The 22,482-nt window shown below is 35.2% G+C and carries 22 protein-coding genes; 10 read left to right on the top strand and 12 right to left on the bottom strand.

Going from position 1 to position 22,482, the window contains the following annotated elements; translation table 11 throughout:
* The first annotated feature begins 22 nt into the window (after nucleotides 1–22).
* Both PUH65_RS02730 and PUH65_RS02725 read left to right on the top strand, forming a co-directional pair.
* Nucleotides 23–1,000: an aminodeoxychorismate synthase component I gene (locus PUH65_RS02730; RefSeq protein WP_305518344.1), complete on the top strand. Its 978-nt coding sequence runs from the start codon at nucleotides 23–25 to the stop codon at nucleotides 998–1,000.
* On the top strand, nucleotides 984–1,610 hold the full coding sequence (locus tag PUH65_RS02725; protein WP_305518343.1) for an aminotransferase class IV: 627 nt from the start codon (nucleotides 984–986) through the stop codon (nucleotides 1,608–1,610). Before PUH65_RS02730 ends, PUH65_RS02725 begins: the two co-directional genes overlap by 17 nt.
* Nucleotide 1,611: 1 nt before the next feature.
* Here the strand turns inward: PUH65_RS02725 and menD are convergent, their stop codons facing one another.
* On the bottom strand, nucleotides 1,612–3,279 hold the full coding sequence (menD, locus tag PUH65_RS02720) for a 2-succinyl-5-enolpyruvyl-6-hydroxy-3-cyclohexene-1-carboxylic-acid synthase (protein ID WP_305518341.1): 1,668 nt from the start codon (nucleotides 3,277–3,279) through the stop codon (nucleotides 1,612–1,614).
* Between the two features lie 89 nt (nucleotides 3,280–3,368).
* Here menD and PUH65_RS02715 point away from each other — a divergent pair, with 89 nt between their 5' ends.
* Nucleotides 3,369–4,319: an isopenicillin N synthase family oxygenase gene (locus PUH65_RS02715; RefSeq protein ID WP_305518340.1), complete on the top strand. Its 951-nt coding sequence runs from the start codon at nucleotides 3,369–3,371 to the stop codon at nucleotides 4,317–4,319.
* A 211-nt stretch (nucleotides 4,320–4,530) separates the two neighbouring features.
* Entirely contained in the window at nucleotides 4,531–6,654 is a 2,124-nt protein-coding gene (locus tag PUH65_RS02710; protein ID WP_305518339.1) for a translation factor GTPase family protein, read from the top strand.
* Nucleotides 6,655–6,758: 104 nt separating this feature from the next.
* On the opposite strand, the gene PUH65_RS02705 is transcribed toward PUH65_RS02710, so the two are convergent.
* Nucleotides 6,759–7,268, bottom strand: a complete 510-nt coding sequence (locus PUH65_RS02705) for a DUF6646 family protein (protein WP_305518338.1) — start codon at nucleotides 7,266–7,268, stop codon at nucleotides 6,759–6,761.
* Nucleotides 7,269–7,322: 54 nt separating this feature from the next.
* Nucleotides 7,323–8,564: a PQQ-dependent sugar dehydrogenase gene (locus PUH65_RS02700; RefSeq protein WP_305518337.1), complete on the bottom strand. Its 1,242-nt coding sequence runs from the start codon at nucleotides 8,562–8,564 to the stop codon at nucleotides 7,323–7,325.
* 135 nt (nucleotides 8,565–8,699) lie between these two features.
* Between PUH65_RS02700 and PUH65_RS02695 the strand changes: the two genes are divergently transcribed.
* Both PUH65_RS02695 and PUH65_RS02690 read left to right on the top strand, forming a co-directional pair.
* Entirely contained in the window at nucleotides 8,700–9,068 is a 369-nt protein-coding gene (locus tag PUH65_RS02695) for a BlaI/MecI/CopY family transcriptional regulator (protein ID WP_305518336.1), read from the top strand.
* A gap of 3 nt (nucleotides 9,069–9,071) precedes the next feature.
* Nucleotides 9,072–10,451, top strand: coding sequence for a M56 family metallopeptidase (locus tag PUH65_RS02690; protein WP_305518335.1), 1,380 nt, complete (start codon nucleotides 9,072–9,074; stop codon nucleotides 10,449–10,451).
* Between the two features lie 57 nt (nucleotides 10,452–10,508).
* On the opposite strand, the gene lepA is transcribed toward PUH65_RS02690, so the two are convergent.
* The 4 genes from lepA to PUH65_RS02670 all read right to left on the bottom strand — a co-directional run bounded on the left by lepA (nucleotide 10,509) and on the right by PUH65_RS02670 (nucleotide 14,128).
* A complete protein-coding gene (lepA, locus tag PUH65_RS02685) occupies nucleotides 10,509–12,305 on the bottom strand; it encodes a translation elongation factor 4 (protein WP_305518334.1) in 1,797 nt (598 codons plus the stop codon).
* A 213-nt stretch (nucleotides 12,306–12,518) separates the two neighbouring features.
* Complete coding sequence (locus PUH65_RS02680; protein ID WP_305518333.1) at nucleotides 12,519–13,031, bottom strand: hypothetical protein; 513 nt, start codon at nucleotides 13,029–13,031, stop codon at nucleotides 12,519–12,521.
* A gap of 7 nt (nucleotides 13,032–13,038) precedes the next feature.
* Entirely contained in the window at nucleotides 13,039–13,566 is a 528-nt protein-coding gene (locus tag PUH65_RS02675; RefSeq protein WP_305518332.1) for a hypothetical protein, read from the bottom strand.
* Nucleotides 13,567–13,576: 10 nt separating this feature from the next.
* A complete protein-coding gene (locus PUH65_RS02670) occupies nucleotides 13,577–14,128 on the bottom strand; it encodes an RNA polymerase sigma factor (RefSeq protein WP_305518415.1) in 552 nt (183 codons plus the stop codon).
* 103 nt (nucleotides 14,129–14,231) lie between these two features.
* Here PUH65_RS02670 and PUH65_RS02665 point away from each other — a divergent pair, with 103 nt between their 5' ends.
* From PUH65_RS02665 to PUH65_RS02650, 4 genes are all read left to right on the top strand, one after another.
* Nucleotides 14,232–14,984, top strand: a complete 753-nt coding sequence (locus PUH65_RS02665) for a Rossmann-like and DUF2520 domain-containing protein (protein WP_305532355.1) — start codon at nucleotides 14,232–14,234, stop codon at nucleotides 14,982–14,984.
* The gene (locus PUH65_RS02660) at nucleotides 14,974–15,492 is read left to right on the top strand and encodes an HAD family hydrolase (protein ID WP_305518331.1); all 519 of its coding nucleotides are present in this window, start codon (nucleotides 14,974–14,976) and stop codon (nucleotides 15,490–15,492) included. Before PUH65_RS02665 ends, PUH65_RS02660 begins: the two co-directional genes overlap by 11 nt.
* A gap of 21 nt (nucleotides 15,493–15,513) precedes the next feature.
* Nucleotides 15,514–16,083: a Maf family nucleotide pyrophosphatase gene (locus PUH65_RS02655; protein WP_305518330.1), complete on the top strand. Its 570-nt coding sequence runs from the start codon at nucleotides 15,514–15,516 to the stop codon at nucleotides 16,081–16,083.
* A gap of 79 nt (nucleotides 16,084–16,162) precedes the next feature.
* Nucleotides 16,163–18,733 carry a heme biosynthesis protein HemY gene (locus PUH65_RS02650; RefSeq protein ID WP_305518329.1) on the top strand — a complete coding sequence of 857 codons (2,571 nt, stop codon included), beginning with the start codon at nucleotides 16,163–16,165 and terminating at the stop codon, nucleotides 18,731–18,733.
* Nucleotides 18,734–18,747: 14 nt separating this feature from the next.
* On the opposite strand, the gene tsaB is transcribed toward PUH65_RS02650, so the two are convergent.
* From tsaB to PUH65_RS02625, 5 genes are read right to left on the bottom strand one after another with little or no spacing between them, the layout of a single operon-like run.
* Nucleotides 18,748–19,428 (bottom strand): tRNA (adenosine(37)-N6)-threonylcarbamoyltransferase complex dimerization subunit type 1 TsaB, encoded by a 681-nt coding sequence (gene tsaB / locus PUH65_RS02645; RefSeq protein ID WP_305518328.1) that lies wholly within the window; start codon nucleotides 19,426–19,428, stop codon nucleotides 18,748–18,750.
* A gap of 44 nt (nucleotides 19,429–19,472) precedes the next feature.
* Nucleotides 19,473–20,222, bottom strand: coding sequence for an SDR family NAD(P)-dependent oxidoreductase (locus PUH65_RS02640; protein ID WP_305518327.1), 750 nt, complete (start codon nucleotides 20,220–20,222; stop codon nucleotides 19,473–19,475).
* 20 nt (nucleotides 20,223–20,242) lie between these two features.
* Nucleotides 20,243–20,614: a YraN family protein gene (locus tag PUH65_RS02635; protein ID WP_305518326.1), complete on the bottom strand. Its 372-nt coding sequence runs from the start codon at nucleotides 20,612–20,614 to the stop codon at nucleotides 20,243–20,245.
* A gap of 16 nt (nucleotides 20,615–20,630) precedes the next feature.
* Complete coding sequence (locus PUH65_RS02630) at nucleotides 20,631–21,560, bottom strand: LD-carboxypeptidase (RefSeq protein ID WP_305518325.1); 930 nt, start codon at nucleotides 21,558–21,560, stop codon at nucleotides 20,631–20,633.
* Nucleotides 21,560–22,240, bottom strand: coding sequence for a LysE family translocator (locus tag PUH65_RS02625; RefSeq protein WP_305518324.1), 681 nt, complete (start codon nucleotides 22,238–22,240; stop codon nucleotides 21,560–21,562). Before PUH65_RS02625 ends, PUH65_RS02630 begins: the two co-directional genes overlap by 1 nt.
* Between the last annotated feature and the right edge of the window lie 242 nt (nucleotides 22,241–22,482).

Raw genomic sequence — 22,482 nt, 5'->3', positions numbered from 1 at the left:
CTAAAAAGAGTATTTTTGCCCCATGCTAAAAACACAACATCCAAAATTTGATAAAATGGATGAACTTTCCCAACAGAAAGTTCCCTTCTTTTTTATGGTTGATTTTTTAGTTGAAAACGTTTTGGTTTACACTGAAAACAACCTAAAAGAAAACGGATTATTAGTTGATTTTCAAAACTTTAAAAACACAAATATATACCACGACGAAAAAAAAGAGATTCTTTTAAAATCATTTCCGCAAAGTAAAGAAGATTACAGAAAAGGATTTGATAAAGTTCAGCAAAATCTGAAACTGGGAAATTCTTATCTTACCAATTATACTTGCAAAACCGAAATCGAAATTAATCTCAGTTTAGAAGAAATTTTCTATTTATCAAAAGCAAAATATAAAGTGCTTTATAAAGATGAATTTGTATTTTTCTCGCCGGAAACTTTTGTGGAAATTGTTAATAATGAAATCTTTACACATCCGATGAAAGGCACAATTGACGCGGCAAAGGAAAATGCGGTCGAAGTCTTAAAAAACGATGTTAAAGAAAAAGCAGAACATTACACCGTCGTAGATTTACTTCGAAATGATTTGAGCATGGTTGCTGATGAAGTAAAAGTAAATGAATTTCAGCGGATCGATTTTCTGAAAACAAACAGGAAAAATCTCTACGCGATGAGTTCAGAAATTTCGGGAAAACTGAAACCTGAATTTCAAAATAAAATAGGAAGTATTATGAAAAATTTACTTCCGGCAGGTTCTATTCTGGGAGCGCCAAAAGCGAAAACTCTGGAAATAATTCTGGAAGCAGAAAATCACGACCGCGGTTTCTATACTGGTGTTTGCGGTTGGTTTGATGGAAAGAATCTCGACTCCTGTGTGATGATTCGATTCATCGAAAAAGAAAGTGGAAAACTTTATTTCAAAAGTGGTGGCGGAATCACTCATTTGAGTAATTTTGCCGACGAATATCAAGAAATGAAAAATAAAATTTATGTCCCAGTTCTTTGAAAGCATTAAGGTTGAAGACCAGGAAATATTTCTTTTAGACCAACATCAGAAACGTATCAATGAGACGTTTTCTAATTTTGGGAAAGAGAAACCAATCAACTTAGCGGAGATTTTTACTAGTTTAGAACACGATGAAGATGGTCTGTACAAATTCAGAATTTCGTACGATTTAACGGGAAAATACAGAACACAAATGATTCCGTATGCGATGTCTGAAATCGCAAATTTCCAGTTGGTGGAAAATAATTCTTACGATTATTCTTTCAAATTCGAAGACCGAAAAGAACTCGAAAAAATGAAGACTCTATCAAAGGCCGCAGAAATTATTATTGTAAAAAATAATCATATTACCGACTCTTCCTATTCTAATCTTATCTTTAAAAAAGGAAAAGATTGGTTCACGCCGAAAACCTTTTTATTAAATGGAGTTCAGCGACAACATTTATTGAAAACTAAGAAGATCAAAGAGGCTGAAATCACTTTGCAAAATTTGCGCGAATATTCTCATTTTCAATTGATTAACGCAATGAATGAGTTGGACGATGCGTACAGTTATCCGATCGACAGGATTAAAAATCTGCCAAAGAATTCGGAACAAACCGAAATATAAATTAGGACTTTAAAAATTCGAAATACCCTTTTAAAACCTCAGCATTTTCGATGGCAGAAGTATCAACTTCTAAGATTTTTGCTTTTTCGTCATGTTTAAAGAAATTATCTAAAATGCGGCAAAGCGTGATTTCATCATCAACTTTGGTATAAGCAAATCCAAAATGTTTCGCTAAATTTTCTGCATTTTTATGATGTTTCGTCAGGATAAATTCATCTAAAGCATTGGTAGAACTGGGTCCCGGAATAATTTTAAAGATATCTCCTCCTCCATTATTAAAAACGATTACTCTGGTATATGGCGGAATATAATTATTCCATAACCCATTGATATCATAGAAGAAACTCATATCTCCTGTTACCAAAACGGTTTGCTTTTGAGATTTTATTGCAAAACCCATTGCTGTTGAAGTCGAACCATCGATTCCGCTTGTTCCACGGTTGCAGTAAATTCTATTTTTATCAAAATCAAACAGTTGTGCATACCGAATCGCCGAAGAATTACTGATATGTAAATTAATATTTTCCGGCAATTGGTTTGAAAGCATTTCAAATAATTTAAAATCAGAAAACGGTGTTCCTACGCAATATTCATCGTGTTTCAAATCTCTTTTATCACGCAATACATCCCACAGATTAAAATAAGGACTTGGCTCCAATAAAATGAATTTCAACAATTTAGAAAAGAATTTTTCTGGCGTTGCTTTTATTTTTTCCGTCAAAGCAAAGAACGTATCAGGATGCCAAACCTCATCAATATGCCAGTGACATTTCGGATTCGCTTTTCGTAAAAACTGTTTTACTTTTTTGGAAACTACATTTTGACCAACGGTAATTAATAAATCTGGTGCGTAAGTTTTAAAATCAGCCTCATTAAAATTGAAAATATATCGATCGATATGGGCAAAAAACTTATCGTGTTTTAAATTAGAATTCGCTTCTTTTAAAACAACAACACTATGATTTTTAACCAACTGCGTTAACTGCATTTCCAGTTCTTCACTATAATCTCTTGTTCCGACAAGAATCATAATTCTTTTCGAAGTATTCCATTCTGCAACTAAATTCGGAGGCAATTCATAAACATTTTCCCGAATTGTTTTTTCTACCGGTAGAAAATTCGGAAGTTCTGAAACCATATTATAAAGCGGTTCTTCCAACGGAATATTGATATGAACCGGGCCTTGCTTTTCAAAACAAACCTCGATGGCTTTTTTAATAATAGAAAAATTCTCATCATCGGCGTTTTCCATAGCATCTTCCAGCAACTGAAAATCTCCGTAAGAATGTTGTTGATAAAGATCTTTCTGCCGAATCGTTTGACCATCAAAAATATCAACAAAATCAATCGGGCGATCCGCTGTTAAAATCAACAATGGCGTATTTTGATAAAACGCTTCGGTAATTGCAGGGTAATAATTTGTAGCCGCAGAGCCACTTGTGCAAGTTAAAGCCACTGGTTTTTTAATGCTTTTCGCCATTCCCATTCCTACAAAAGCCGCACTTCTTTCATCAACAATACTGTAACAGTTAAAGTCGTCGGTTTCTGAAAAGTGAATCGCCAAGGGCGCATTTCGGGATCCGGGAGAAATAACGATATCGAAAATTCCGTAATCTTTTAATAAATGGGCTAATATCTGAATGCTTCGTTTGGAAGAGAATTGTTTCATAATCTAAATGGATTGCGGCAAATTTACTGATAATTAAAATTTTAATCTAAAAAAACTTAATTTTGCACCCGAATTCTTAATCAAACAATATGAAACAGATCCCAAGTGTGGATTTGCGTGATTTCCTTTCGGGTGAACCGGAACGCAAACAAAAATTTGTAAATGAAATCGGAAAAGCATACGAAGAAATTGGCTTCGTAGCACTAAAAGGTCACTTCTTGAATGACCAATTGGTTGATGAACTTTATGGCGAAGTAAAACAATTCTTTGATCTTCCAGTAGAAACAAAACAGAAATACGAAATCCCCGGAATCGGTGGACAGCGTGGTTATGTAGGTTTCGGAAAAGAAACTGCAAAAGGTTCTAAAAAAGGAGATCTAAAAGAGTTTTGGCATTTCGGACAGTATCTGGAAGACGGCTCAAAATACGCGGCTGAATACCCGGATAATGTAGAAGTTACAGAAAATCCTAAATTCAATGTTGTTGGTAAAGAAGCCTTCCAAATGTTGGAAAAAACTGGTATTTATGTTTTGAGAGCATTGGCGCTGTACCTTGGTTTAGATGAGTTCTATTTCGACAAATACGTCGCTGAAGGAAACTCTATTTTGAGACCAATTCACTATCCGCCAATTACTCAGGAACCTGACAACGCCGTTCGTGCTGCGGCTCATGGCGATATCAATTTGATTACGTTATTGATGGGCGCACAAGGAAAAGGTCTTCAGGTAATGAATCATGACGGCGAATGGATTGACGCCATTGCGCAACCAGATGAATTAATGATTAACGTTGGCGATATGTTGTCCAGACATACCAATAACAAACTGAAATCTACGATTCACCAAGTGGTAAATCCGCCAAGAGAATTGTGGAGAACTTCGAGATATTCGATTCCATTTTTCATGCATCCGGTGAGCGAAATGCCATTGAATGCTTTAGAAAACTGTGTTGATGAAAATCATCCGAAATTGTACGAAGACACTACAGCGGGAGAATATCTTCATGAAAGGTTGGTTGAACTTGGTTTGATCAAAAAATAAATTAATCTTTTGATAATTTTAAGAACGGGCAAATTGTCCGTTCTTTTTTGTTTATATAATTCCGAAAATTTCTATTATGTTATTTATCATCTCTTTAAGTCGGTAATTTCGGCGCAATCAATTTAAATCTTTTGTAACTTTAGATTCCTAAAAATTAAGTGCTGGTCATTTCCTTTTTAGCATGATCATTAAATTATTAAAATCAAATATTATGAGTGCTAATACCAAAAATTTACGAAATGTGGTTTTGCTCGGACATTCCGACAGTGGTAAAACTACATTGATTGAAACCATGTTGTACGAAGGCGGAGCGATTAAGCGCCGTGGTAGTGTAGAAGGTCAAAACACGGTGAGCGACAATACTGATTTAGAACATGAAAAAGGGAAAACAATTTTTTCCCACCAAATGTTCGTCAACTGGCGAAATAATAAAATCAACATGATTGATACGCCGGGATTTGATGATTTTATTGGCGAAGTAGTATCTTCTTTAAAAGTGGCAGACACCGCGATTATTGTTCTCAATGCAGCAAATGGTGTTGAAGTAGGAACCGAACTCGTTTGGGAATATGTGGAGAAATATCAGACTCCTGCGATTTTCGTGATCAATCAAATGGATCATCCGAAAGCCGATTTTGACAGAACTTTGGAACAGGCAAAAGAACGGTTTGGACCAAAACTTCTTCCCATCCAATATCCTTATAATTCAGGCAACAATTTTAATTCTATTATTGATGCTTTAAGAATGGTGATGTATGTATTTCCGGAAGACGGTGGGAAACCTGAGAAAAAACAAATTCCGGATAGTGAAATCGACAGAGTCAACGAAATGCATAATGCTTTAGTAGAAATCGCTGCAGAGAATGAAGAAGGTTTAATGGAAAAATATTTTGAAGAAGGTTATCTTTCTGAAGAAGAACTGGCGAAAGGAATTACGATCGCTTTAGCCAAACAACAATTCTTCCCGGTATTTGTAACCAGTGGTTTAAAAGATATGGGAAGTGGCCGATTGATGGGATTCCTGGACGACATCGCACCTTCACCCGCAGAAAGACCTGCCAGAAAATTAGAAAATGGCGACGAAGTTTCTTACAACTCCGATGATAAAACAACCATTTTTATTTATAAAACGATCTCCGAACCACAAGTTGGAATGATCTCTTATTTCAAAGTTTTAAGTGGAACTCTAAAACCAGGCGATGAATTGGTGAATGCTGAAAATGGCGAAACCGAACGGATTTCTCAATTATTTGTTGCGGTCGGAAAAGATAGAATTCCAGTGAATGAATTGGTTGCCGGAGATTTAGGCGTTACCGTAAAATTAAAATTTGCCCGCTCGAACCACACTTTAAATACAAAAGGTTTAGACCGAAAAGTTCGTCCGATGGAATTCCCGGAAAGCCGTATTAGAAAAGCAATATATACCGATGCTGCAGCAGATATGGAAAAACTGGTAACAGCATTACATAAAATTCAGGAAGAAGATCCAACATTAAAACTGGAACAGTCTGCAGAATTAAAACAAACAATTTTGCATGGGCAAGGTCAATTGCATTTAGATTTAGTAAAAGAAAGACTGGCAGATGATTTTGGCGTAAAAATGAATTTTGAAGAACCGAGAATTTCTTACCGGGAAACCATCACAGGAACTGCCGATGCTGATTATCGCCACAAAAAACAATCTGGCGGAAATGGACAGTTTGGTGAAATCCATATGCGCGTTGAAAATTTCTATGACGGAATGGACGAGCCAAGTGGCTTTAACATCCGACAAAAAGAAATTGAAGAATTACCTTGGGGCGGAAAACTGGCGTTCTACTGGTGCATCGTTGGTGGTGCTATAGACAACCGATATATCGGTGCTATCAAAAAAGGAATTATGCAACAGATGAGCGAAGGTCCTTTAACAGGTTCCCGTTGTCAGAATATCCGCGTTACGATCTATGATGGAAAAATGCACAGTGTAGATTCCAATGATATTTCTTTCCAACTCGCGGCGGCTGGAGCATTTAAACAAGCCTTTCACCAAGCGAAACCTCAACTTTTGGAGCCAATGTATTCTGTAGAAATTCTTTGTCCAGATGAAGATACTGGCGATGTAATGGGAGATTTACAAACCCGTCGCGCCATTATTTCAGGAATGGATTCTGAAGGTCATTATCAAAAAATATTAGCAGATGTTCCATTGGCAGAACTTCACGATTACGGTTCTACTTTGCGTTCCATCACTGGTGGCCGGGCAAAATTCACCATGAAGTTTGCAGAGTACCAACTGGTTCCTTCGAATGTTCAACAGGATTTAATCAAAAAACATTCTCAATTAGAAGAAGCGTAAATCAATAAGAGTCAAGGAAAAAGAATCAAAACGGCTCTTGAAAAAAACCAAAGAAAAACCTCGACGAAAGCCGAGGTTTTTTGCTGTGTCAATTGTTAAATTTCTTATTTTGAAAGATCAAAAGAAACTCCAACATTCATTTGAAACTGATTGTTCAGGTTTTTGTAAACTTTATCGTTGTCATTGTATTTAGCAAAAGGAACCTGTGCTTCTGCGAAAAGACCAAAACCTTTATCAAAGAAAACTCTCGCGCCCAAATGACCACCAAAGTTTTTAAGACCTAAATTAAGACCTGGATAAACATCGATGTTTTGTGGTAATCCTAGAACACTTCCCAGGTTTGCATTGAATCTTGCTTTAATGTCAAAACGATTACCAAAAGAAGGTTTGTCGAAACCTTCGATTTCTTTAGCACCAAGTAAATATCCCGCCTGCGCACCAATCGAGAAACTTTCTCCTAAACCGAAATCTGCCGAAGTCATAATTCCTGTTCCACCATCTTGAATGTTTGCACCGATTTGAAAACGGGTGTCACCTGCTCCTTTGAAAGCGTCGGATTGAGCATTTGCAATCCCGAAAACTGCAATCATTGCAGGTAAAAATATTTTTTTCATAATTTTCTATGTTAAATTAAACGGGTGCAAAGATATAAATTTTGAAATTCAACTTTATTCCTTTGAAATTTTGTACAACTTTCCGCTGTCAGTAATAGCGTACAGGTTTCCATCTTGTCCGTTTAGCACATCACGGAACCGCTCTTTTTTATCTTCCAATAGCCATTCTTCACCAACGACTTTATTATTTTTAATGACCAGCCGAATAATTTTCTCACCACTCAAACAGCCGAGCATCAAATTGTTTTTCCATTCCTCCATATTTCCGGTATAAAAAGTAATTCCGCTCATAGAAATGGAAGGATCCCAATAATAGACGGGTTGTTCGGTTCCTGCTTTTTGAGTCGTTCCGGCATTAATTTCTTTACCGCTGTATTCGATTCCGTAAGTTACATCGCCCCAACCATAATTTTTTCCAGGTTTAATGAGGTTGACTTCATCACCACCTTTTGGACCCATTTCGGCTTCCCAAAGCTGGCCAGTTTCATCGAGTGCTAAACCTTGTGGATTTCGATGACCGTAAGAATAAATTTCAGGTTTATATTTTGAGTTTCCGATGAAGGGATTTCCTGGAGCAGGTTTTCCTTCTTTCGTAATTTTTAAAACTTTCCCCAAATAAGCCATTGTATTTTGCGCTAATGGTCTGGTTTCTATATCGGAACGTTCGCCTGCACTGACAAATAAATTTCCATCTTTATCAAACACCAGTCGGCTTCCGTAATGTAATTTTCCATCATAAGTTGGCGTTGCTCGGAATATAACTTGTGGATTTTCAATTGTTCTTTCATCAGAAGAAAGTTTTCCTTTTCCCACAGCCGTGTGATTCCCGCCAGAAACAGGTTCAGAAAAAGTCCAGTAAATCATTCTGTTATTTTTAAAATCGGGGTCAAGAGCGACATCTAATAATCCACCTTGCGCTTTTGAATCAACTGTTGGGAAACCTTCGACTTTAGAAATTGTTTTTCCATCCGCGGAAACAATACTCATAAATCCAGATTTCTCTGTAATCAAAAATCTCCCATCCGGTAAATTGACAATTCCCCACGGTTTTCCTAAATCAGAATTAATGACTTCAACATTGTAAGCCATTTTTGTTTTTACCCCTTCAACTCTGGTTTGTCCTTCAAAAGCAGGTTCAAAGTTCGGTGAGTTTTTATTTAAAGTTTCAGGGTTTGGCAGTCTTCCATTTTGAGTTTCTGTAGTATTCTTAATGGAAGTTGTTTTCGAATTTCCAGTACAAGATACTAAGAACAGAAAAGTTAAAAGGACAGAAGTATTTACGATTGAGGTTTTCATAGACTTAATGGTTTAATTGAATATTATCATCAGTAATTAACATTTCTATAAAGATATTATTAAATTATTTAAAAAATATGTTGCACAATTAAAAAATAGTTCTACATTTGTAGAGCAAACTTTAATCTTGTAGAAATGAAAACCAAACTAACAGAATCTGAAAAGGAAATAATGGAAATTTTGTGGGAGCAAAAAACTGCTTTCATGAAAGATATTTTAGAAGTATTCCCAGAGCCAAAACCAGCCTCAACAACGGTTGCAACCCTTCTTAAAAGAATGCAGAATAAAAATTTGGTGGGTTATAAAACTTTTGGCAACTCCAGAGAATACTTTCCGAAAGTGGAAAAGGAAACCTATTTCAACCACGAAATGAATTCGATGATTGATCGATTTTTCAACAGTTCTGTTTCTCAATTTGCGTCTTTTTTCACGGCAAATTCTAAAATGAGTCAGCAGGAATTGAAAGAACTTCGTGAGATGATTGATAGCCAAATAAAAGAATAAATCATGATTGCAATCCTTTTAAAAATCATTCTTTGTTCCTCTTTCTTGATTGGGTTTTATTATCTTTTTTTAGAGAAAGAACGAACTTTTAAATTTAACCGAATCTTCTTGCTGATTGCTTTGGTATTTTCTTACACGATTCCTTTTGTGAAATTTAAAATTCCATTTGAACAGAAATCAACAGTCCAATTAATTTTCGGAGAATCTGTACAGGAATTTCAAACAGTTAATCACACCACAACACAATTATTTAATAATGAACAGATTATATTAATGATTTACGCAATCGTTTCTATGTTTCTTTTGATAAAATTCATTTATTCATTTGCAAAAATTAAATTTTTAAAAGGAGAAACGAGGATTTGCAAAAATCATAAAGTGTTGATTCTGGATCGTGTTGTAGTGCCTTTTAGTTTTATAAATACCATTTTTTTAAGTAGAAATCATTTAATTAACAATGAAATTGAGGAGCGCATTCTCTTACACGAAAAATGTCATATTGACCAAAAACACAGTTTCGATATTTTGTTCTTAGAGATCTTAAAAATATTTTCCTGGTTTAATCCCGCCTTATTTCTCTACAAAAAAGCAATGATTACCAACCACGAATTTCTGGCAGATGATTATGTAATTCAAAATGACTTTGAAATTAAAAACTACCAACATTTAATTTTAAATGAAATTAGGACTTCACAAAATTACAAACTCACCCACCAATTTAATTTTAATAACACCAAAAAAAGATTTATTATGATGACCACTAAAAAATCCAGGTTTAGCACAGTAAAAAAACTTGCTCTTCTTCCAATACTCGCTATCTTATTTATACTCTTTACAGAAAAAGTTAATGCCCAAAATGAAAAATCGGTGATCTCAGAAAAAAAATCACAAAATGAGACACAAAACGCCATATCATTTAAGAACAAGAGCAGTACAAAATTGACGAATACCATCATTTCATTTTCAAAGAATAGAATAGAAGTTTCTGAATTGAAGGTAGATACCATCAAGAAAAAACAAAATGTTGCAACTCCACCGCCACCACCTATGCCAAGTGAATTTGCACAGATTCCGGCAGAATTTCCAGGAGGAGTTAACACTTTACGACAGTCAGTGGCTAATGCTTTCGATACTTCAATTTTTAAAGGAGACGAAGGATTGCTGAAAACAACCGTCTTTCTGAGCATTGATGAATTGGGAAAAATTTTTAATATTTTTGCTGAAGGTGAAAATCAACAATTTAATGAAGAAGCAGTACGAGCTTTAAAAGTTGCGAATGCTGATAAAGTTTGGAAACCGGCTACAGAAGATAGCAATCCTGTAAAAACTGTTTATAAATTACCGCTGACAATGCAATTTGAAGGATCTGCTGTTAAAAATTAATGTAAAAAAAGGGGTAAAAATTAATTTACTCCTTTTTATTTTATTTCTTAGAAAATGTTAATCGTTCAGTTTCAACACCGCCATAAATGCAGATTGTGGCACCTCTACTCTACCGATTTGTTTCATTTTCTTCTTACCTTCTTTCTGTTTCTCAAGAAGTTTTCTCTTACGCGAAATATCTCCACCATAACATTTTGCAGTAACATCTTTTCTTAAGGCTTTAATAGTTTCTCTCGCAATAACTTTGGCTCCCAAAGCAGCCTGAATTGCTATGTCAAACTGTTGTCTAGGAATTAATTCGCGTAATTTCTCACACATCCTTTTACCGATATAATAAGCGTTGCTGTCGTGAATTAAAGATGAAAGTGCATCAACCATATCTCCATTGATTAGAATATCCATCTTCACTAACTTGGAAGCACGGAAGCCAATAGGATGATAATCGAAAGACGCATAACCTTTGGAAACCGATTTTAAACGGTCGTAAAAATCGAAAACAACTTCTGCCAAAGGCATATTGAAAACCAACTCTACTCTATCGGAAGTCAGATAACTTTGGTTTACAATCTCCCCTCTTTTTTCGATACATAAGGTCATCACAGCGCCTACATAATCTGATTTGGTAATGATGGACGCTTTAATAAACGGCTCCTCAACACGATCCATTAACATAGGATCCGTCATTTCTGAAGGGTTGTTGATCAAGATCATGGTATCTGGATCACGTTTGGTGTAACCGTGGTAAGAAACGTTAGGAACAGTCGTAATAACATCCATATTGAATTCACGATCCAGTCTTTCCTGTACAATTTCCATGTGAAGCATTCCGAGGAATCCACAACGGAAACCGAAACCAAGTGCTGCAGAACTTTCTGGTTCGAAAACCAAAGACGCATCATTCAAACGAAGTTTTTCTAAAGAGAAACGCAGTTCTTCAAAATCCTCCGATTCGATTGGGTAAATCCCGGCGAAAACCATTGGTTTCACTTCTTCAAAACCGTCGATTGGTTCTGTCGCTCCTTTTTCAAAAGTAGTAATCGTATCTCCTACTTTTACTTCACGAGCATCTTTAATCCCAGAAATAATATACCCAACATCACCGGTTTTAATTTCGGCTTTAGGCGTTTGTTTTAATTTTAAAGTTCCAACTTCATCAGCTTCATACATTTTGTTGGTCGCCATGAATTTAATTCGCTGTCCTTTTTTAATGCTTCCGTTAACGACTTTGAAATAGGCTTCAATTCCACGGAAAGGATTATATACCGAATCAAAAATCAGTGCCTGCAATGGTCCATCTTCATTTCCAACTGGTGCTGGAATTCTATTTACGATATGTTCCAATAATTCGTGAACCCCTTCGCCCGTTTTCCCAGAAACGCGTAAAACATCCTCATATTCACATCCAATTAAACCCATGATTTCATCGGTTACTTCTTCCGGATTTGCAGAAGGTAAATCGATTTTATTTAAAATGGGAATAATGGTTAAATCATTTTCCAGAGCCAAATATAAATTGCTTATCGTTTGTGCCTGAATACTTTGTGCCGCATCAACAATCAGAAGGGCACCTTCACAAGCAGCAATTGAACGGGAAACTTCGTAAGAAAAATCTACGTGTCCTGGAGTATCAATCAGGTTGAGCACATACTTTTCCCCATTTAATTCATAATCCATTTGAATGGCGTGTGATTTAATAGTAATTCCACGCTCTTTTTCAATGTCCATATCATCCAGCGTTTGAGACTGGAGTTCTCTAGAAGTTACCGTATTGGTATATTCCAAAAGTCGGTCTGCCAAAGTAGATTTACCGTGGTCAATATGCGCAATAATGCAAAAATTCCGTATGTTTTTCATCTATAATTATCGTAATCTGCAAAGGTAATGAAAGTGAATAGAAAATAATCATTTTTTCTTCAAACTCAAAATTTACTTTTGACGAAATTTTTACTTCGTTTTAAAAATCAAAAGAGAGCAAGAGTAATATTTATTTTATATCCTGCCTGAAAAAGAACGACCTCTATAAAAAAATCATAGAGGTCGCTCACACATTAAAAAAATAAACTATTATTAGCGTCTACGCTGCGTACCAGAATTTCTGGATCCGTCTTCTTTTTTATCTAAAATTTTGTTTCGCATTCGACCTTCCGTTTGATACATTTTTAACACTTGTTGCGGAGAGATCACTTTTATGAATTTTTGTGCGTAGTTTTTTCTGTTATCCAGCAGTTGTTGACCAACTTCGAAACTTTGATTTAGTTGCTTTGTTGCTTCCTCATCACTCATAGTATCATAGTTTTCATTAAGGCTAAACTTAGATTTAATCTCGTTTTGTTTATTCTGATACTCAGTGTAAAGGTTTAGAAACTCCGGTTGACTATTTTGGGAAACTCCTAATTCAGAGACAATCATTTTCTCCCGAAACTCTTTCAAAAGCGCCTTTCGTTCATTTGGATTCATTTTCTGAATCACTTCTTTTCTTTGCTCTGGCTTCATGCTTTTCCAGTCATAAGTCAGTTGTTGTGCGAAACTAAACTGGACTGCTAATATAAAGCCTATTGCTGCTAATATCTTTTTCATCATTTTTTTCTTAATTATACAAATCCAAATAAATGTCCTGTTCTGTATTTCTTCCCACATCTGCTAATTCTGCAGAAGTAAAACTTGCCAATATTTGATCGACCTGAACTTCAGGATTTTGTGTTGTTTTTTGATTCTTTTGATCAGCAAAACTTACATTTCCTTTTTTTGAAATCATATCAGATTTTGTACTTTCCTTTGGATGAGTCTGCTCTATAGAAGTTAAATCTTTTTCTAAAGTTTGCAATGCTACGACTTCTTCTTTTTGAATCTTATCATTTGGCAATGAGTTCGTTGTAGGAACAACTTTTGTAATTGATTGTGTTTCCACAATAGGATCTTGATTCATCACAACACTAACTCCCACTAAAAGTGCTACAGCAGCCGCTGCGCCATATGCCCAGTTTAAATTGATGATTTTTCCACGTGATACAGGTTTAACTTTTTGCAACACGTTGCTTTGCATGTCTTCATAAAAGCCGTTTGGCTGTGTGAAAACATTTTCTCGTTTTAATTTTTCAATATCAAAATCTTTCATTTCTAAAGTCTTATTCTGTATAATTCTGTTTAATAAAATCCTCTACTTTTTGTTTGGCGTAGTGGTAATTGGTTTTACAAGTTCCTACCGACATTTCTAAAATCTGCGAAATATCTTCATAAGGCAAATCTTCATAATACCTCATATTGAAAACCAATTTCTGTTTCTCTGGCAAAGTATTAATCGCCTTTTGCAATAAAATCTGAATTTCATCGGCATCTGCTTGCACATTATCTGCCACTAAATTCTGAAGATGATTGGTAGAACCCTCATCGGATTTCTGCATTTTCTTCAACTTATTCAATTGCTGCAAAGATTCATTCGTTGCAATTCGATACAGCCAAGTATATAACTGACTTTCTCGTTTGAACTGAAGAAAATTTTGATAAGCTTTGATAAAAGTGTCCTGTAAAATATCCTGTGCTAAATCGTGATCAACAACAAAACGCCGTATATGCCAATATAACCTGCTCTGATAAGCATCCATCATCAGGCGAACTCCTTTTTCACGGGATTTGTCGCTTGACATCAACTCGATAATTTCGGCTTCCTGAATCTTCATTGAGATGCTTTCGTTGTTTGGATGGTAAATATATTTAAAAGTTAAATAACACTTCAATTTTTAGTCCAAACCAAAATAAGTATCTTTGTTCATATTCCTTTTTATGAAGATTGTCATCATCGGTTCGGGAAATGTTGCCTACCATTTAGCCAAGGCATTTCAACAAAATAAAATCCCGGTTTCCCAAATTTTTGGACGAAACGAAAACGATTTAAAATTTATTTCCAACCAATTACAAATTCCTTTTTCCACCAATCATTTAGAAGATGCCGATTTGTATCTGATTTGTGTAAGCGACAGTTCTATAGGTAAAGTTTCAAAAATGATTACTAAAGAAAACTGTTTGGTGGCACATACTTCAGGATCTTTACCAAAAGAAATTTTAGAAGGAAATTACCGGAAAGCCAGTTTTTATCCGTTGCAAACTTTCTCTAAATCAAAAGAAATCAACTACGCTGAAATACCATTTTTCGTAGAATCAGATGATGAACAAGATGTAGAATTGCTAAAGAATCTTGCTTTAGAAGTTTCAGAAAAAGTGATGGTTTCAACTTATGAGAAAAGAAAATATATCCATCTGACCGCAGTTTTTGCCTGTAATTTTGTGAACCATCTTTTTGCTAGAGCCAAGGAAATTTCAGATTCACAGGAAATTCCGTTTGACTATTTTTTACCTTTAATTAAAGAAACTACGGAGAAAATTGAAATATTAGAACCGAAATTAGCGCAAACCGGTCCTGCAATCCGAAACGACGAAAGAGTTTTAAAACTTCACGAAGCATTAATTGATGATGAAGAGCAGTTGAAAATTTATAAAATAATGAATGAATCGATAAAGAAAATGTATGAGTTATAAATCGAATTTAAAAAATATAAAAGCCTTTGTATTTGATGTAGACGGCGTTTTTACAGACGGAAGTGTTTATCTGATGCCCGATGGAAGTATGTGTCGCACCATGAATGTACTCGATGGTTATGCCGTGGTAAAAGCCAGAAAGTATAATTATCCTATTTGTGTAATTACTGGCGGTGATGATCCGATGGTGAGAAACAGAATCAACTATTTAGGAATTACTGATTATTACGCCAAGATTGGTAATAAACTGGAAAAGTTTGAAGAATTCAAACAGAAATACAATCTGCAAAACGATGAAATTCTGACCATGGGAGATGATTTACCAGATATGCCAATGATGAAAATTTCTGGAATTTCTGCCTGTCCAGAAAATTCGGTTGCTGAAATAAAATTAATGTCAGATTATATTTCACCAATTCAGGGTGGGAAAGGAGCAGTAAGAGATGTCATCGAACAAGTGATGAAAGTTCAGGGAAAATGGTTAGACGACGATACAAAAAGTACTTAATTAATTGATTTCAAATATTATATGAGAATATTATTAGCCTCGAATTCACCACGTAGAAAAGAATTATTAAATGAATTAGGTTTTGATTTTGAAGTCGTTTCTGTAGATTGTGATGAAGTTTATCCAGACCATTTAGAAGTCAATCAAATTGCGGCTTATCTATCGGAATTAAAATCAAATGCTTTTCGTCTTTTAAATGAAGGTGAATTATTAATCACTGCAGATACAATTGTTGCGCTTAACGAAGAGATTCTGGGAAAGCCAAATGATGAAGTTCACGCCAAAGAAATGTTACAAAAACTTTCAGGAAAGACGCATCAGGTTTATACTGGGATTACGTTGAAAACTTTAACAAAAACCATTACCAAAACTGATGTTGCTAATGTAGAATTTGATGACATTAATAATGAAGAATTAGATTTTTATATTCAAAAATACAGACCGTTCGATAAAGCTGGCAGTTATGGAATTCAAGAATGGTTGGGAATGGCAAAAATCAAAAATATCCAAGGAAGTTTTTACACGATTATGGGGTTACCAACACATTTGGTATATTCCCTACTAAAAGATTTCGAACAAGTTACTTCTTAAAACAAAAAATCATTATTTTTACCAAAATTAACTGGTATTTTTAATAATAAAATACTGATTTGAAAGTTATTACCTCATAATGAAAAAAACGATACTTTTCCTTTTAGCAATCACTGTTTTTAATTCGTGTTCTACTCGAAAAAAGACGAATGATTCTACTTTTATGAAAGGATTTTTCTCTTACTACAATACGCTCTTTAACAGTAAAGATGCTCTGGAAACTGAATTAAAAAGTAGAGATAAAGCCCATAAAGACAATTTCTACGCGCCTTACATTCAACTACTGACCTACGATGAACAACCGCTGGGAACTGATTTTCAGTCAGGTTCAGGAGGTATGTTTGGAAATGATCCCATGGAATCCAGAGCAGATAATGGAAGAAGAGGTAGAAATTCTGGACCACCATCTCCTCCAGGATCTTTTGGTAATTCGGGATCAATGAATGGCAACAGTTCTATGGGAAGTCCTGGACAAAACCCTGCGACCAAAAAAGGTGCTAGTATTTTAGAAATCTCCGAAGCAAAAGCATTGAAAGCCATCTCAAAATATTCAGTGATGAAAGGGGGTGAAGAGAAAAATAAAAAAATGTTCGATGCTTATATTTTATTAGCACAATCCAGATTATACCGCAATAAACCCTTAGAAGCATTAGACGGCTTAAACTTTGTTTTTGCCAATATGCGGAAAGATAAAAGAATCCCTTTGGCTCGTATTTATCAGGCACAGGCGTATTCTAAAATGGAAGATTATCACCGCGCAGAAGAGGTTTTCGTTGATTTGAAAAAAAGCAAAATCAAAAAAGAATACCGCAAACTTTTAGAAATTTATTATTCTGAAATGTTGCTCGCTTCCGGCAAAAAACAAGATGCCGTGAACGAACTTGATGATGCGTATGTCGTTAACAAAAACAGAAAATTAAGAAGTAGAATCGCATTTCTGCGTGGTCAGATTTTGACAGATCTCGGTAGAAATGAAGAAGCAAGAGAAAGTTTTGCAACTGCTTATAAAAATGCCAATGATTTTGAATTTGAAGTGAAATCGCAAATAGAAATCGCGAAAACATTTAATGGTAAAGATGATGATTACCAAAGAGCGAAAAACTATCTGGAAAAAATCAGCAAAAAAGGAACGTATGGTTCCCGTAAAAATGAGTTTTATTATGCTTTAGGTTTAATGGCGAATAAAGCAGGAAAAAAAGACGAAGCAAAAGAGTTTTTTGCAAAAGCGTTGAAGGAAAAAGTTTCTGATCCGCAAGTTCGGGGTTTAACGTATTACGAAATAGGAAAGGCTTATTTTGAAGACAGCGACTATCTTTCTGCAGGTGCTTTTTATGATTCTTCATTGGCTGTAATGACTTATGAACCTGCAAAAATTATATTGGAAGAACAATCATCAAACATCAAAAAAGTATCTGCCAATTATTATTTAATTAAAAGAAACGACAGTATTTTGGCTTTAACTAAAATGCCTGAAGCCGAAAGAATCGCATACTTTAATCAACATATTGAGGCCATTAAAACGAAAGAAGCTCGAGAAGAATTAGAAAGAAAAAAAGAAGAAAGAAGCAAAGGTTTTGATAGTGGAGATTATGCTGCCAATTCACTTTTCGCTGGAAATACGGGAGGATTTCAAGAATTCAGTGGTGGAAAAGGAGGGTTTTATTTTGCCAATCTGGGAACGGTCGCAAAAGGTGAATCTACCTTTAAACAACTTTGGGGAAACCGATCCTTAAATGATAACTGGCGAACTTCAGCAAGAAGCAGTTCCATAGAAGATTTAAAAAATCAAGCCATGGGAATCGCAACTGCACCTGATCCTAGAAGACTGGAACCCGAATTCTATATTGAAAAAATTCCGACTAAAACAGAAGATATTTTAGCCTTGAAAAAAGCACGGGATACTGCCACCTTAGGTATTGGTAGAATGTATGAAACCTTCTTTTCAGACACGCCACTTGCGACAAAAACATTATATGATTTAGTTGATACTCCACCGGAAGAAGAAATTAAATTGCAAGCATTGTATCAGATTTTTGCCTTTAATTATGAGAAAAATCCTGCAGCAGCAGAAAGAGCGAAAGAGATGATTTTATCAGAATTTCCATATACTTCTTATGCAGAATTTGTAAGAAATCCTAAAAATAATTCATTCTCACAATCAGCTGAAGAAGTAGAGAAATTGTACGCTCAAGCATTTGATTTATACGATAAAGAAAAGTTTGAGGAAAGTAAAACCATAATCGATGGTGCTTTGGAAAAATATCCGAAAGATGCTTTGGTTCCTAAGTTTTCTTTGCTAAATGCTTTCAATATTGGAAAAACAGCTGGAAAAGAAATTATGATTTTACAGTTAGAACAAATCGCACTGAATTATGCTAAAACTCCCGAAGGTGAAAAAGCACGGGAAATGCTGAAGTATCTGAAAAGTGATTTAGAAATTGAAAGTTCAGATGCAGAAGGAAATAAAGTAAATTTAAATGCTCCACCAATTCCTCTAAGTAACCAGAAGGAAATGGAAATAGAAGAGTCAGAAAGTGCAGGGGCACCAGTTCCACCAGGAGCGAACACCAAAAGTCCTCAACCACGATCTCCCAATACGACTGAACCGCAGCAAGTTAAAGCCAATCTCAGAGAGATTAAGATGAAATAAACAAAAAGCGAAGATTATTCTTCGCTTTTTGTCTTTTTAACTCCTTGAAAATCTTTCAGATAAAAGGGTTCAAAATACGCTACATCTTCAAACTCTTTTCTATTGTATTTTTCAGCGGCTTTTTTAACTAAGTACTTCGCCGATGGATAAACGGTTTCATTAAATTCCGCATTTGGAAGTTGAAGAAGTTCTTTTGCTTTTTTGGCACCATCGCCCACAAAAAGAATCTTTTTATCCACATATTCCTGGTAAGATTGTTCATCCAAAATTTTGGCTTCGGTTTCACTAATCATCTGTCCGGAATTTCCTTCAAAAACGGCTGAATAAACCTCCATTCTTCTCGCGTCTATTAGTGGAATGATGAAATCATAATCCTTGTTTAAAAACGGCTCTATCATCGTTTCTAAAGAATTAATGGCGATTAATGGAATCTGTAATCCATAACAAAATCCTTTGGCAGAAGAAGCGCCAATTCGAAGTCCCGTGTAGGAACCTGGACCTTTGCCCAATGAAACGGCGTCGATATCCTTTAAAGTCAGTTTTGCACCTTCTAAAGCCCACTCAACATAAGTATGTAGACTTTCAGATTGTTTATAATTTTCAGAAACTTCTTCGCATAAACAAAGTAATTCTTCGCCATCAGAAATAGCAACAGAACAGTTTTTGGAGGAAGTTTCGATGTGGAGAATTTTCATGTGGCAAAGATAATAAACAGGATTCAAGATCTGAATTTAGATTCTTATTTTTTATGAATCGTTCTCGGTTCACTTTGCGCACTGGGATAAATCGTCATATCTGAAATGGCAACGTGTTTAGGCGCATTGATGCAGTACGAAATTGCGTCGGCAATATCTTCTGCTTTCAAAGCCTCGTAACCTTGATAGACGGTTTTTGCACGATCATCGTCCCCTTTAAATCTGACTTTAGAAAAATCAGTTTCTACAGCGCCGGGCTGAATATTGGTGATTTTAATTCCGAATTCGGTCAGTTCCAAACGCATTCCATCAGAAATAATATCGACTGCTTTTTTTGAAGCGCAATAAACAACGCCATTTGCGTACGTTTGTCTGGCTGCTACCGATGAAATATTAACGATATGTCCTGAATTTCTATATTTCATTCCGGGCATAACCATTTTTGAAACGTATAATAATCCTTTCACATTTCCATCAATCATCATATCCCAATCTTCGATGCTGCCTTCGATTAGAGATTCTAAACCATGCGCATTCCCAGCATTATTAATGAGGATATCAATATTTTTCCAATCAACAGGAAGGGACTCAAAGGCAGTTTCTACTTCATTAAAATACCGCTGATCAAAGTTTAAACTAAATATTTCGGTATGTTCCGAAAGTTCCATTTTCAGTTGATCTAAAACTTCGGTTCTCCGACCACAAAGAATCAATTTAAATCCTTGTTTTGCCAAAAGTTCTGCGGTCGCTTTTCCGATTCCGGAGGTGGCTCCGGTGATGAGTGCTGTTTTCATTTTAAGTAATTTATTTACTGTTAATTGGCGTCGAAACTTTGGAAAGCATCTTCGAGATGCGTGATTTGTAATCTTCCTTTTGCATCAGGTAAAACGGCGATGATATCAAACCGAACTTCCTTATTTAAATTCCTGTCTTTCATAAAAAAGTCGGCAACCATGACCAGTGATTTTATTTTCTTTTTAGTCACGGCTTCCTGCGGCTCCATGAAAATATCGCTTCCTCTGGCTTTCACTTCAACAATGATTATTTGGTTATTAAATTCGGCAATAATATCGATTTCTCCCTTCTGATATCTTAAATTTTTAACCAGAATTTTATAACCTTTTTCTTCTAAAAAATTGGCGGCAAGTTCTTCTGCAAGATTTCCTAAATCATTGTGTTCTGCCATTTTTATTGCCTTTAAATTAAAACTGAACTATTATTTTATCCTCAATTTTCATGTTGATATTTGCGCCGATAATTAAAGGTCTGTTATCTAAAATATGCCCATTCGGAAAACCAAAAAGAGTAGGGAAGTCATACTTTTTTAATCGGTCAGAAATAAGTTGGTAAGCAAAATCATCGAAACTTTCTTCGTAGTTTTTATTGTCTTTTTCGTCGCCCATATTGGTCATTCCACCAATAATTAAACCTTTGATTTTTCTGAAAACTCCGGCCAATTCCAAACTCATCATCATTCGGTCTAAGGCGTAATAATTCTCACCAATATCTTCTATAAAAAGGATTTTATCTTTAAAACTGAAAGAATAGGGCGTTCCTAAAAGTGCATAAATCAAGGCTAAATTTCCACCGATTAATTGACCTTCAACGGTTCCTTTTTTATTTAAAGAATGATGCTCTAAAGTGTAAGTTGGTTTGTCTCCACTAAGAATATCAAAAATCAAATTGTAACTTTCATCGGTCACTCCGAAACTTGAAGTTTTAATGGTCTGCCCGTGGATGGAAGCGAAATTATTCTTTAGTAAAAAACTCTGAATCACGGTATTATCAGAATATCCAATATACCATTTCGGATTTTCCTTAAACTTTGAAAGTTGCAGATGCCTTAATAAATGTTGACAACCGTAACCGCCTCTTGAAGCCCAAATCGCAGAAATATTTCCATTGTTAAAAGCCCAGTTCAAATCAGAAATTCGCTCCTTTTCAGTTCCTGCATAATTGTAACCGTTAGAAAATTTCGTGAAAAGATGTTTGCCTGAAACAGGTTCAAAACCTTTTTGACGGATCATTTCTAAACCCTTTTCCAACTGCTTTTCTTCAACCGATCCGGCTGGGGAAATTACCGCAATCTGATCTCCTTTTTTCAAGGATTTTGGGAATATAATCTCTTTCATTATTGAATGTGTTTTTGTTCGGTCTTTTCTGCCTGTTCTAATTTTTTATCGAACTGGTTGAACTTTTTGAAACTTTGTAAGAATATAAAAATACTGAAAGCCACCAAAATATATCCAACTCCTTTTCTAATTTGATTGGCCACATTTTGAGTCAGTTTATCATGAAATATTTTAGCCAGATAAATTTTAAAGAAATCAATCACCAGATAAGTTCCGACCACAAGTGCCATATACAAAAGAAAATCTTCAGTTTTAGGATAAGCATTCCGCACTGAAATGACCGTTACCAGCCAAAAAAGTACAACGCCAATATTTAAAATATTAAAGAAATAACCATTCAGAAAGGTTTTAAAATAATTCTGATTGATTAATTTATCTTCACCAGGCAAATGCATTTTCGTTTTTGAAACGACCATATAAAGCGCATAAATGAAAACTATAAAGGCCGTAATCCGATAGAATCCCGGATGTTTATCGATGATTTCTACTAAGTCGCCGCTGGCAAAATAGGCAGCCACAATACAGGTAATATCAGCCAATACGACGCCACAGTCTAAGGTAAATGCATGTTTAGGTCCGCGGGAGAAACTTGTTTCAATCAGCAGAAAAAAGATCGGCCCGATGAAAACAATACTCAACATGATTCCTAATCCGACGGCTGAAAGTATAAGTTCTAGCATAATTACTTACGTAGTATTTCGTTATTATTGCTTTGCGAAAATACGTAATCTTTCATAACCATAAAACCAAAAAGACCATCTTCTAACTAATAGGTGATTGTTTTCCTGTCTTTCATGGTGTCATAATTAAAAAATATTCCGGGAAAATAATACGTTACATAGAGGAAAGCGGACCAAATATTACATACCATTCCTAAAAAATAAAAGCATTCAGAAATAATCCGAATACTTTTAAAAATTGC

Origin of the sequence: Kaistella sp. SH40-3, from assembly GCF_030686865.1 — a bacterium.
Taxonomy (GTDB): Bacteria; Bacteroidota; Bacteroidia; order Flavobacteriales; family Weeksellaceae; genus Kaistella.
This window is presented reverse-complemented; position numbering and strand designations above follow the sequence as displayed.